This is a genomic window from Endozoicomonas montiporae CL-33, from assembly GCF_001583435.1.
Classification (GTDB): Bacteria; Pseudomonadota; Gammaproteobacteria; order Pseudomonadales; family Endozoicomonadaceae; genus Endozoicomonas_A; species Endozoicomonas_A montiporae.
The window spans coordinates 516840-529664 of sequence record NZ_CP013251.1 but is presented as its reverse complement, the minus strand read 5'-3'; the positions used below and the strand labels follow the sequence as shown (position 1 = coordinate 529664).

The following is a 12825-nucleotide window of genomic DNA, read 5'->3' as shown; positions in this document are numbered from 1 at the left end:
ATGCTGGATGTAGAAAAAACCAACAAACTGCTTTTTCTCAAGTCAAACAAAGAAAGAGTCGATATTTTAACCCGACATTTTAACAGCTCTGATTTTAGCCAACTCGATAAGAGTGCTTTTGTAAAGTTTATCGCGTCACTGTACCCAAGATACGATCAACAAGTACTAGAGGCTTTGGAAAGCACTAAAGTAAGCGCAAGTATACTTACAAACCAAAGTGAGCTACTTGAAAAAGTCTTTCACTTCAGAAAGCGACTATCAGACAATCTGATAAATAAAATAAACAATACTAAAACTCTGGAAGTTAATAAGACGAAAATAACAGCCTCACCATCAGATCAACAAAGCGAAATAATTGAGTTACTAAAGAATGTTGACCAGATTATTCATGGCTCAGAATGCTTAGGCCATGGCAAAATCACTAAAATATACAAACACAAACTAAGCTGCGGAAAGCAGGTCATCATCAAGCAGTACAAAAGCTCTAGCTTTTTCTACAAACTGACCAGAAGCTTTGTTAAATCACGGGCCCTTATATGCTGGCAGGCTGCTCATCTTTTCAAGCTATTTGGAATACCCACAGCAGAGCCTTTAGGCATGTCGGAAGAACGACATGACCTTTTCCTGAATGCCAGCTACTATGTGTCCGAGTTTGTCGATGGACAGGTAATGGCTGATTTTTATGAGAATGATCAGCCACAGGATTCATGGGATAGGGTATCAAGCCAGATAGAAGATATGCTGGTCACATTCCCTAAAGTGTTTATGACGCATGGTGATTTCAAAGCCACTAATTTTATTATAAAAGACAACCTGCCTTGCCTGATTGATTTAGACTCAGTAACGCTTTACCAAAGCAAGTATTTTTTCAGAAAATCTTACACCCGACACATTGACCGATTTGAGCAAAACTGGAAAGTCCGACCTGCTGCTGAAAAACACTTTACACCCTTTATTGCCCGGATCAGAAACGCCATACCATGAACGATAAGACTGTTTTATTCAGCATTGTTATACCTGCTTATAACTACGCTCACTTTCTGCCAGAAACGGTAGAGTCCATTCTTCAGCAGACCTATAGTCACTATGAAATTATCATTGTTAATGATGGCTCTACAGACAACACTGACGAAGTCGTACATGAGCTGATTTCACAGCATCCGAATAAGACCATCAAGTATCTGGTTCAGGAAAACGCGGGGCTATCAGCTACCAGAAACAATGGCGCTAACATTGCCAGAGGCGATTACCTGTTTTTTCTGGACAGCGATGATAAATTGCTACCTGATGCACTCGATAGTCTTCATAAAACTATCCGACAACACCCTGAAGCAGGCTTTATCATCGGAAGATATTATTCCGTTGACAACGCGGGTAAAAGAAAAGCACGCTGCTTATGGAACCTTACCGGGTCAAAGGTAGAAGATTTCAAAACCTATGCGCTGGATAATAAGAAATCCATGCTCAGCAGCTGTGTACTGCACAAAAAAGACGTGTTTTTAAAATATTACTTTCATGAACACCTCAGACAAAGCGAAGATGAACCACTATTTTCTCACCTTCTTGCGAATGAAAATGTTGTCAAGATTGACGAGTACGTTTCTGAGATAAGAAAACATGAAAACAGCCATCGCACCAAAGTATATCCCGACCTGGCTGAAATGTTGACTGACGCAGTCTTTGACTCGGATAAGCTGCCAGCAAACCTCATGGGCTATAAAAGCCGATTCAGAGCTTTGAAGCACCTTGAAGAATTCAGATCACTTTTTCTGAATGGTTCTTACACTGAGGCTCTTGAAGAATATAAAACAGGTTTCAAATTCGATAAAAAAGCCGCTCTGAAACCAAACTATTTCAGAAAGGCTGTTAAGGCTTGGGTAAAACAATAACACGAGACAATGAAAAAAAAACCATACACAGCTTTTGCAGCCATAGGCTTACTAATAACACTAAGCCTTTTAGTCATTTCAGGCTTTTATCTTTCAGCATTATTAGCCTTAGTATTGGCTTATATTTTAAAAGAAGCTTTTTGGGCTGATCATATTCACTATGATGTTTCAAAAGATCAGACTTCCACATTTAATGGCGCAGAAACCTGCGACATCAGCATAAAAAATAATAATATAGAGTTACCTGAGAAATATTTAAACGACAAGTATACTCTATTATTAGAGCTCACTATAAAAAGCACACTGTCAGGCTACTTGTTTGACCCTTACCTTTCTATTCAGTCCGCTGCTAAACATTTGCATAGCCAGTACTTTGAAAGAGGTGCAAAAGGAAAGCGGTATCTTAATATCACCCATAGTATTGCTGATCAAGCTAGCAAAAAAATCACCTTAGATTCATTTCATTGCTCTCTTAACTCTAACGATGCAAAATTGATTGCTTATAAAAAGCCTGAACTGAAAAGCAAGAAGATTCTTGTTATTTCACCTCACCCCGATGATGCAGAAATTGCAGCGTTCGGTACATACAGCAATTCAGAGAGTTTTATTGTTACTGTCTCAGCAGGTGAGAAAGAAGCTGATGATTTTGCCAGACTGACCGCCGGTCATACGGCACCCGAACTGATAAAAGGTAAGCTAAGAGCCCACGACAGTCTGATGGTTCCTCTCTGGGCAGGAAAATCCGTAGCAGGCGCTGTCAACTTAGGTTACTTTGATGACTCACTCAAACAAATGTTTGAGAATAAATCTGAAGTAGTTGAAAGGTCGTATTCTGATACTACGTTACCATTCAGAGCGTTCAATACGGTCAAGTTGACATCCGACGAACATGGCACAGCAAACTGGCAGACCTTGGTTTCAGACCTGAAAGAAGTCTTACTTTTATTCAAGCCTGACATCATTATCACTCCTGATCAGGTCATTGATCATCATATTGATCATCAGTATTCCACCACTGCGGTAAAAGAAGCTCAGGAACAACTTGAGCTAACTGATATACAGTATCTGTACTATGCAAACCATATAATAAACACCGACCACTGGCCTTTTGGCCCAGCCGGAACACTGGCATCTCTTCCTCCGCTAAATACAGAATACAGTGGTATTGTTTCTATTCCACTCAACCCGGTACAACAAATCAATAAACACTGTGCATTAGAAATGATGCATGATTTACGTTCATCAAAAAAAGTAAAAATAAAAATGCGATATTTTTTCCAAGAGCTATTAGCACGAAGACCTGTGCCATTTTTCGGAGCTGAAAGCTATTATCGAAAAAATGTAAAATCAAACGAGATTTTCTTTTTCAATCAATAAGCTGTATTTAGAAGATGAACCTTTCACTGCCAAAGCCTAAAGAACTGATCATTGAAAAATGGTCGTTTTATTTTCTAGTAATCGCCATAATGGCCCCGTCGTTAATTGATTACAGTAAAGCTGTCGTTAATTTGTATAGAGTCTGGTTATGCCTGCCCATTCTGTTATTCATGCGTTGGCAAGACATAAAAGGCTTTTATAGCAATACCTTTGTGAAGCTGTTCAGCTTACTTAGCTTATATTTTGTAATAAACCTTAGCTGGTCTGAGGGTAATTCCATCCATAATATGGCTACAAGAATATTAGCCACTTATGCATTTTTACTGCTGGTATTTTGCAGTGCCAAATACAATTCAGAGAAACTCAAGAATTTTGATATTGTCTACATACTCTCAGCACTCACTCTACTCGCTACCGTTGGTTTGAAATGGGGAGGTATCGGCACCCACCTTGAAGACCCTGTATTTGGAGTCTATGGCAACAGAAACCCGGTCAGTTGGTTTCTTGCAGGTGCAGCTATCGCTGCATTTTATCGAGCAGTGTACACTCCATTAAGACTTCAGTTTGCAGCAATATTTATCGTTTTAGGAACTTGTATCTTACTGATAGCTTCTCGTGGAGCGATTCTTGGTGCTTCTATAGGTATGGCTGTAATTGTTTTATCAAAATGCTTAAACTCTGAAAAATCTAAATTTTACCTGCTTTCAAGCATGGGTTTTATCATTCTTTCAGTTCTTTTAGTGCAAATCATATCGCCTGACTATATTTCCAGCCTGCTAGGCAGAGGCGATTCGGCAAGATTTGTTATCTACTCAACAGCTATTTCCAAGATAACCAGTAGTCCCCTTACACTGATATTTGGTCACGGCATTGCTTCAAGTGCCAGAATGACGCTTGAGAATGGCTTAATCATGAACAACTACCATTCAGTGTATTTAAACATGGCATTTTATGGTGGCATGGTAGCTTTAGCCCTTTTCTTTGCCTGCCTGCTCATCAGACCTTATCGGATTATCACCGGCGCTTCAAAGCTCAATCAGTGGGATGCTATTGTTTTCGGAATCATGGTGGCTTTACTGTTTGATGGACACCGTATTTTTGAATACCCGGGAGGTATGCTGTTTGCCTTCATTCTTCCACTTTTCATGGCAAATGCCTACGACGAAATTGAAAAGAAAGCCCTGGCAAGTTCAAACACTTACTTATAATTTTCAGTATTATTAGATATACCTTCCACCAACTATGAAAAAAGACATCATACAGTCGCTCTGGATCGGTCCTGAGCTCTCCACAATGGAGCAGCTCTGCATCAACTCATTTTTAAAAAACGGTCATGAATTTCACCTTTATGTCTATGACAACGTAAAGAACATCCCGGAAGGCACCACAGTTTGTGATGCCAACGAAATCATTCATGAATCCAACATTTTCACTTACTGCAAAGGCAGTTATGCTGGTTTTTCTGACTGGTTCCGTCATGCGGTTGTCTATGCAAAAGGTGGTTTCTGGGTGGATATGGATGTTATCTGCCTGAAGCCATTTGATTTTGAAGATGAAGAGATTATTCTTGCGGCTGAAGCCTACAACTCAATCAACAGTGCTGTCATGAAATTCCCTAAAGGTCACCCTTTTTCAGCCTACATGATCGAGATCTGTAAAAATCCCAACATGGTTTTGCCCTATGATACCAAATCAGATAAACGGCGTAAGCTAATACGAAAAACGCTCTATAAAAATGACCCATCAAAAATTGAATGGGGTGAGACTGGCGGCCCTTTAGGCTTTACCCGGGCGATTAAACACCATCAACTTCTTGACCATTTAAAACCCTTCACTTACTTTTACCCCATTCCACATCATAACTGGAATGCTATTTTTGATGAAACTTTCAAAGATAACCGTGATTTCTTTAATGGCAGTTATGCGGTTCACCTCTGGAATGAAATGATGCGTAAAAAAAGCTTGAAGAGTCAGGATTTTGATAAAAATTCAACGTTCCCTGAAAGCTCTTTCATCGAATACTTAAAAAACAAATACCTTTGATGCTTAAGAAATTATGAAAAGCAGTGCAACTACACTTTCTTCCATTCCTGTCTTTGCCATCTGCATGGAGAGAGAGCAGCAAAGAAAAATAGAAATCTCGAAGCATCTTGCTAAGCTTGGTGTTACCTTCTCCTTTTCAAATGCTGTAGATGGCCACCAACTGACTGATGAACAGAAATCTATTTATTCTGAAAGTCATGCAAAAGACCATCTTGGCAGACCTTTAGCATTAGGAGAAATCGGTTGTTACCTGAGCCATACAACCATCTGGCAAAAAATTGTCGATGAGAACATTGATGTTGCTTTTGTCATTGAATCCGATGCAGTGCTTTCTGAGGAAACACTGAAATCATGCAGCGCCCTACTTCAGGAAAAGCCTTATAAAGACCTGATTATGGTCTACTACAGAGAGTGCTACCCTTCCTTCTGGCAACAAAAGAAAATAACCTCTCACTCAAAGCTCGTTAAATTTTCAAATAAAAGTGCATGCACTACCGCCTACCTGGTGAGTAATAAGGGCGCTCAGAAATTACTGAAACACGCATTTCCGATCTCCATGCCAGTGGATGACTTCATGACTGGAGGTTATATCAACAAAGATCTGGATACTTATGCTGTCTATCCAAGAAATGTAGAAATCACTGAGGATGCATTGGAGTCGTCCTCTATTCGCGAAGACCTATTCCCACTCCTTAAGGACTTAGGAATAAAAAGAAGGCTGCCTAATGAAACAAACTTCCTTAAAGAGATAGAGAAAAGCATCAGGCGTCTGTATAAAAAACTGCTCCCGCCACCTTGGTTGTAAATATTTTTAAAAGGTTATCATTTATGTCAGCTTCAGTTTTTTCTGAAGACAGTGAAGTTACAGTTGTAATTACAAGCTGTGGTCGATTTGATCTTTTAAAGAATACTCTTGATAGTTTCTTCAAGTTCAACACATACCCCATAAAAAAAATAATTATAACTGAGGATTCTGGTGATGATGCCATACACTCGGCGATTCCCGAACAATATAAACAATACTTTACAGTCATTGTTAACAAACCAAAGCTAGGGCAAATTCGATCTATCGATAAGGCTTATTCACTGGTTGATACTAGTTATATCTTTCACTGTGAAGATGACTGGGATTTCTACCGGACAGGTTTTATAGAAGACTCTCTGTCAGTACTCAAATCAGATAGTCAGGCTTATCAGGTCTGGCTGAGAAGCTTTTACCATGATGTGCAGAGAGATTACCCTTTTCACTCTTTGGGCGATAAGTTTACTACTAAAGAAAACACGGTCTATTACCGGTTATTATCATCTAAAGAAAAATGGCAGGGCTTTTCTTTCAACCCCGGATTAAGAAGAACTTCTGATTACTTAAAAATATCGAACGGATACTCTTCATTCTTCGATGAAAAGAACAGTGCCTCTCTTGTCGAGAGTAGTCTTTCAAAACACATGACGTCTAATAATATGTATGCAGCCATTCTTGAAAATGATGCAGTTGCACACACAGGTTATGAATCTCATATAAGCGACAAGAATGAAAAGAAGAAAAAGAGAAAGAAAAAGATCAGAAATTACTTTATAGCAGCAGCTGTTTTTAGTCTAGGCATTATATTAGGCAACATAATATAAACCTTTAAATTTTAATTTAAACGATGTAGTACAGGATTATCTAATGCCAAACCTTAATGAAATTAATACAATACTTAAAGACATACTCGAAATCGACACTAGTAGTTTTACAGAATCAACAGAGCTTATAGGAGCCTTACCTGAATTCGACTCAATGGCTGTAGTAGGCGTAATCACTGCTCTAGAAGAGTCATTTGGATTTGACATTGCTGATGATGACATTGATGCAACCATATTTGAAACTGTTGGCAGTATTTTAGAATACGTTAACAAAAGAAATTTATGACCAAACCTAGCCATTATCGACATTTAGAGATGTACTGTTAAAAAGTTCTATTATGCTCTTTAATAAAGCCAGATCATTATTTAAAAGCTCTTATTCCAATCAAAAAACCCCTCTACAAAAGTATAAGTACTTAGCTCTCACAAGACCATGCTTACTAAACAACTCCGTTAATTCTTACTTCAAAGGTAAGTACTTTTCAGAAATCTCGCACATAAAAGGAAAGCAGGGATCGTTTCAAGGGAAGTGCGCTATCTTGGCAACAGGCCCTTCGGTTAATGAAATTGACAATAGCTTTTTAGCCTCTTTGGAAAAAAATATAGATTTTATTGGTGTAAACGGTTCACTGCATAAATTCAAAGAAATCAACATAAATCCAAAACACTATATTGTAACTGACGGTACTTTTTTTAAAAAAAAACAAGGTATAGTAAAAGAAGCAATAAGAGTTTCTGAAAATTTTTATTGCAACGATAAAAACTTAGAAAAAATAATTAAATACAAACTAACAAAAGAACCTGAAAAATTAGTCCTTTATGAAAATGCTGGCTGCAACATCAACACGGCACATCTGAATCAAATGCAAATTAACCAACTTTCAAAAAGACAGCACTCTGTTTATTACAACAAAGCTACAGAGCAAGGTGTCAGTTTGAATCCTGAAGTCGGCATCTTTGACGGTGCGACAGTTGTTATTTCTGCAATTCAAGTTGCATTAATTCTAGGTTATCGAGAAATTTACATATTTGGCATGGATTTATCTGTTGAGAAGGGCCTAAGATTTTATGATGAAAGACAAAATGATGAGCCTTCTTTTTTAAACAGAGATTACCAAACTCAAATATTGCCATGGTTCAGATTATTTTCTCAGCAGTTAGGTCACTTAGGAATTAAATGTTTCAATATTTCACCTTCCAGTATATTGCCCGATAAAATCATACCTAAGCTTGATTGGGCTCAAATTCAATTCGCTTGATTACAATAAAAAGCCTGGAATTTATCAACCATAAATCCCAGGCTTTTTGTTATTTTGTAGCCAACACAGACAGTTCAGAATAAGCCGCATCCACCAATACAGGAGGTAACAGCCCCCTGACCTGTTTAGGCTGGGAAAACGCCTTTTTTCTCGACAAAAGAATTTTCTGCCCTTCCAGAAAACGCTCGTCCACCTGCAACGATTTAACATTAATACTCTTGCAGATAGTACGGCTTACTGCCCCAATTGCCTTCCTGAACAATTCAACATTGCTTATTTTATGAATGTGCCCACGACCTAATCGTCGGGTGATTAACAAATAGCAATGCTCTTTCCTGTCACTGATCACAAGCTGCTTTACATCCAGCCCCTCATGATCACTAAAAACTTTCTCTTCCTGCTGACTCAAAGCCTGTAAAACTTTTTCCCTGTCTGAAATAACCCTGTATTTCCCTGTAATAGAAGGCAGTGGATAAATAATCCGGCATTCTGAGTCCACATCTTTAAACCCAAGCTTCTTGTACACTTTATAAGCCTCCGGCGAAGAGGTCAGGCTCGTCAGGCTTGTGTTCTTGCGCTTGAGAAAAGGCATCAACAGCATAATAGAGTTACTTCGATACTCATCCTTCACAATCCACGCTGTCAGATTACACACAGTGTGTACTTCATCATTGAGTTCAGTCGTTGAATTCAGCCCTCCCAGAAAACCAACCACCTCTTCTCCATTATCCAGCACATAGCCAGGACACCAGTCATCCTGCTGCCAAAGGTTGGTAAACAGCCTCTGCCAAATCTCACGGGTAAAGCGAGTACTGTTCAGCTCCTGCAGTAGCGGATAGACCGCATCAAAATCCTCTGCCGTTGCGGCTCTGACCTTTGCTTTAGGCAATGCAGCTGCGGACATCAGATCAACAACTCCCTGACATGAGGATGGCTCAGAAAGTTCTGAGGGCTGGCTGTGGCACCGTAAGCACCGGACTGAAACACCACAACAATGTCATTGACGTCTGCCTTTGGCAGTTCCAGTTTTGCACCGACAATGTCCAGAGGCGTACACAATGGCCCGACAATCTCTACCTTTTCGGTTTCATCGCTATCCAGACGATTAGCAATCAGTACAGGATAGTTCTTACGAATCACCTGACCAAAGTTTCCAGAGTTGGAAAGATGATGATGCAAACCACCATCCGTCATTAGATAGGTCTGACCTCTCGAAATCTTCTTATCAGTTACCTTGCAGAGGTAATAGCCCGCATCACCAACAAAGTAACGACCTAATTCCATAACAATTTCAGCCTTTTGGAACGCGCCTTTTCTATTGTTCAGCAAGCGTTGCAGGTTTTCCGAAACAGGCATTACATCAAGCGTCTTTTCGCCCGGGAAATAAGGAATTCCCAGCCCGCCACCGATATTGACATGCTCAACCTGCGAAGGAGACAGCTCTGTCAGTCTCGCTGCCAGCTCAAAGGTTTTACCATGAGCTTCGATCAGCGCATCCGCTTTCAAATTCTGGGAACCTGAAAAAATATGGAAACCTTTGAAATCAATTTTCGACGTATCCAGATTAGCCAGAATCTCCGGCATTAACTCCGCATCGATACCAAACTGTTTAGGCCCGCCCGCCATTTTCATTCCGGATGATTTCAGTTCAAAATCCGGATTCACACGGAGGGCCACTTTCGGCTTTATTCCCAGTTCGTCGCTAATGGTGTAGAGCCTCTCCAGCTCCAGTATCGACTCCACATTGACGATAATCCCTGCCGATACCGCAGCACGAAGCTCAACCACCTGTTTGGCAGGCCCGGCAAAACTGATGGTTTCCGGATTAACGCCTGTGCCAAGAGCCACCAGCATCTCTTTATGGGAAGCGACATCCAACCCGTCCAACATAGTTGACATATGTTGTACAACAGCAGGCATGGGGTTTGCCTTGATGGCATAGTGCAGCTTCAGAGTTTCAGGCATGACTGCACGCAACTCTTTCACTCTGTCGTTTAATTCTGTACGACTGTAGACATAAAGCGGCGAACCACCGGCAATCTCAAGCAGTTCCGAAGCTTTTCTGCCAGCTATCAGCAATTCGTTGTCGCGAACATTAATGCGTTCAAGCCGGTCATGTTTTTTACTCATTCGTTTACCCCTGTCTCACTGAACAGGTTTTTGTATTCTTCAGTTAATACTTTTCGGTCAATCTTGCCGTTCGGGTTACGGGCAAGACTCTGTTTTCTAATCACTCTGGCCGGAACCATATAAGCGGGCAGGTTCTTCTGGCAATATTTGATAATGTTTTTTTCATCAAAGGTTTGTTCGTCACCACAAACGATTACAAGAACAATCGCCTGTCCCAACCGGATATGGCTTAAACCGATAGCAGCTACTTCAACAATCAGCCCAGAGGCATAAACCACTTCTTCCAACTCGCTGGGGCTGACCCGATAGCCAGACGTTTTGATCATATCGTCGCGACGCCCGATAAAGTACAGAAAACCGTCTTCATCCCGTTTCACCACATCCCCTGACCAGACTGCCATCTCAGGCGCTGGAATTTCCTTGAATGCCATGGGTGCCGGTTTAAAACGTTCAGCAGTACGCTCTGCATCATTCCAGTAACCCATTGCCACCAGACCACCCCGGTGAACCAGCTCACCCGGCTCATTAGGCTGGCACTCTTCGCCCTGCTCATTAACCACCAGCAGTTCAGCATTAGGAATAGCCTTACCCATAGACGTCGGACGACGATCAACTTCGGCAGGTTCAAGATAGCTGGATCGAAAGGCTTCCGTCAGTCCGTACATCAGGTAAGGCGAAGCATTCGGGAACCTTTCCCGTAATGATGATAACGTTGCCGTAGGCATTGCACCGCCAGAGTTGGTAAAATAGCGCAAGCCCTGCCCTGCCTGTTGCCAGTCAAGATCTGCCAGCTGAACCCACAGAGGTGGTACCAGAGCCAGACCGGTAATACTCTGTTTCTCTACCGCTTTAACGATATCTCTTGGCAACAGGTATTCAAGCAGATAGCAGCTTGCCCCTACAGAAAATGCCGTGGTCAACTGGCTGAAACCATAATCAAAACTGAATGGAAGTACACACAGCAATCTGTCGTCTGCCTTGTTCTGTAGATACTGCGCAACACTGTGAGCACCTGTCACCATATTACGGTGAGACAATACGACACCTTTTGGCTTACCGGTGCTGCCAGAGGTATAAAGAATCGCAGCCATATCGGCATCAATGCCGGATGAGTGCTGCCACTGCTCTGCATCCCCAAGAAACTCTTCCCAGGACAGAACCGAAAGTGCTTCATCAACAGCAGAATCAACTACAATTACCTGAATCAGGTCATGGCACTCACTCAACAATGGTTGAAGCTGTTTGTATCTGGCTTTATTGGTGATCAGAAAGCGCACATTGCAGTCTTTCAGAATATGCACAACCTGAGGAGCCTTCAGAACCGGGTTCACCGGAACCATCACGCCACCTGCTGCAGTTGCCCCAAAAAAGCTAAACACGGCTTCTGCCGTTTTAGGCAGATAAATCGCAACCCGTTCATGACGAGTCAGCCCATGTTGCTGTAATCCTGTGGCAACACGCTTTACATGATGGGCCACAGAGGCGTAATCATACCATTGTGTTTTGACACCCAGAGCCTGCGCATCAGGTGTTTTCTCTGCCTGATCCAGAAGCAACTGGTGGAGAAGCTGACTCATACATCGGTCCAAGTAAAGGAGAAATAACGGAGGATTGTAACAAACAAAGCATTTGTAATCAGTGTGATCGTCATATCTACGAATAGTTCCATCTTTCGCTTTCTTGCATTATCGTCTCACTTTTTCTCTCACGGATGCTGTGGCCGAACCAATATGAGCGTAGACTTTAAAACCGCCCTCGCGAAACTCGAAGTCAACCAGCTGCCTGAAGACTGGGAATGGATTCGTTCTTCAACCATGGCCAAGGTCGCCAAGTACAATGGCTCGGAAGAACTCTATTTCAAAGAGTTCTTGCCCCGAAACGCTATGGAAAACATCAAGGCAATGGTTCGTGGCAGCCGCAGTGAACGCTGGATCAAGCAGGCCAACATTGCCAAAAAGGAAGGCTTTGAAGTACCTGAAGTGGTCGCATCCGGCACATTCTCGAATAAAAATGGCTATCTGGTCACCGCATCCGGCCCCAGAAAAGAAGTGCCCGACTTCCTGCTCCGCAATGACCCAACCATTGACGAAACTCAACGCCAGAAATGGATCGTCTCCTTTGCCCGTTATATCGGGAAAATGCATAAAGCCGGTATCGTTCACGGAGACCTGCGCCCGGGCAATATCCTCATGGAACCAACCGAAGAAGGTCGTTTCGTTATGATTGATATTGAACGGAACAGCTATCACAAAAAGATTCCCATGAAGCTGGTGAAGAAAAACCTTGTGCAACTGGCCAAAAAACTCAGTTTTCGCGAGTTCACCGCAAAAGACCGCATCACATTCTTCAACACTTACAACGAAGCTTACGGTCGTTTTGACAAGCAGGAGCGGAAGGCGCTGGCCTATGATGTCATCAATCTGGTGAAAGAACAGAATTACTGGGGTGGCTGGGGTAACGTCAGCAGCGTTGCCGACAAACGACACTGATTAACTCTTTGC

The 12825-nt window shown here is 41.7% G+C and carries 13 protein-coding genes; 10 read left to right on the top strand and 3 right to left on the bottom strand.

What is annotated here, in order from left to right:
* From EZMO1_RS02345 to EZMO1_RS02305, 9 genes are all read left to right on the top strand, one after another.
* Positions 1-984: a BUD32 family EKC/KEOPS complex subunit gene (locus EZMO1_RS02345; RefSeq protein ID WP_034879367.1), complete on the top strand. Its 984-nt coding sequence runs from the start codon at positions 1-3 to the stop codon at positions 982-984.
* Positions 981-1889 carry a glycosyltransferase family 2 protein gene (locus EZMO1_RS02340; RefSeq protein WP_034879368.1) on the top strand — a complete coding sequence of 303 codons (909 nt, stop codon included), beginning with the start codon at positions 981-983 and terminating at the stop codon, positions 1887-1889. The genes EZMO1_RS02345 and EZMO1_RS02340 overlap by 4 nt, the downstream gene beginning before the upstream one ends.
* Positions 1890-1898: 9 nt before the next feature.
* A complete protein-coding gene (locus EZMO1_RS02335) occupies positions 1899-3266 on the top strand; it encodes a PIG-L family deacetylase (RefSeq protein WP_082212351.1) in 1368 nt (455 codons plus the stop codon).
* Between the two features lie 14 nt (positions 3267-3280).
* Positions 3281-4474 (top strand): O-antigen ligase family protein, encoded by a 1194-nt coding sequence (locus EZMO1_RS02330; RefSeq protein WP_034879370.1) that lies wholly within the window; start codon positions 3281-3283, stop codon positions 4472-4474.
* 34 nt (positions 4475-4508) lie between these two features.
* Positions 4509-5309, top strand: coding sequence for a glycosyltransferase (locus tag EZMO1_RS02325; RefSeq protein WP_034879371.1), 801 nt, complete (start codon positions 4509-4511; stop codon positions 5307-5309).
* Between the two features lie 13 nt (positions 5310-5322).
* Positions 5323-6114, top strand: coding sequence for a glycosyltransferase family 25 protein (locus tag EZMO1_RS02320; protein ID WP_034879372.1), 792 nt, complete (start codon positions 5323-5325; stop codon positions 6112-6114).
* Positions 6115-6137: 23 nt separating this feature from the next.
* Positions 6138-6935 (top strand): glycosyltransferase family 2 protein, encoded by a 798-nt coding sequence (locus EZMO1_RS02315; RefSeq protein ID WP_034879373.1) that lies wholly within the window; start codon positions 6138-6140, stop codon positions 6933-6935.
* Between the two features lie 43 nt (positions 6936-6978).
* On the top strand, positions 6979-7221 hold the full coding sequence (locus EZMO1_RS02310) for an acyl carrier protein (protein WP_034879374.1): 243 nt from the start codon (positions 6979-6981) through the stop codon (positions 7219-7221).
* A 253-nt stretch (positions 7222-7474) separates the two neighbouring features.
* Positions 7475-8194: a hypothetical protein gene (locus EZMO1_RS02305; protein ID WP_236632092.1), complete on the top strand. Its 720-nt coding sequence runs from the start codon at positions 7475-7477 to the stop codon at positions 8192-8194.
* Positions 8195-8243: 49 nt separating this feature from the next.
* On the opposite strand, the gene EZMO1_RS02300 is transcribed toward EZMO1_RS02305, so the two are convergent.
* Genes EZMO1_RS02300 through EZMO1_RS02290 form a run of 3 tightly spaced genes read right to left on the bottom strand, consistent with a single transcriptional unit; the run spans position 8244 to position 11901 of the window.
* On the bottom strand, positions 8244-9098 hold the full coding sequence (locus tag EZMO1_RS02300) for a GNAT family protein (protein ID WP_034879375.1): 855 nt from the start codon (positions 9096-9098) through the stop codon (positions 8244-8246).
* A complete protein-coding gene (locus EZMO1_RS02295; protein ID WP_034879376.1) occupies positions 9098-10324 on the bottom strand; it encodes a pyridoxal-dependent decarboxylase, exosortase A system-associated in 1227 nt (408 codons plus the stop codon). The genes EZMO1_RS02300 and EZMO1_RS02295 overlap by 1 nt, the downstream gene beginning before the upstream one ends.
* On the bottom strand, positions 10321-11901 hold the full coding sequence (locus EZMO1_RS02290; protein WP_034879377.1) for an acyl-CoA ligase (AMP-forming), exosortase A system-associated: 1581 nt from the start codon (positions 11899-11901) through the stop codon (positions 10321-10323). The genes EZMO1_RS02295 and EZMO1_RS02290 overlap by 4 nt, the downstream gene beginning before the upstream one ends.
* Before the next feature lie 153 nt (positions 11902-12054).
* On the opposite strand from EZMO1_RS02290, the gene EZMO1_RS02285 reads away from it, so the two are divergent.
* Entirely contained in the window at positions 12055-12813 is a 759-nt protein-coding gene (locus EZMO1_RS02285; RefSeq protein WP_034879378.1) for a lipopolysaccharide kinase InaA family protein, read from the top strand.
* Positions 12814-12825: the final 12 nt, after the last annotated feature.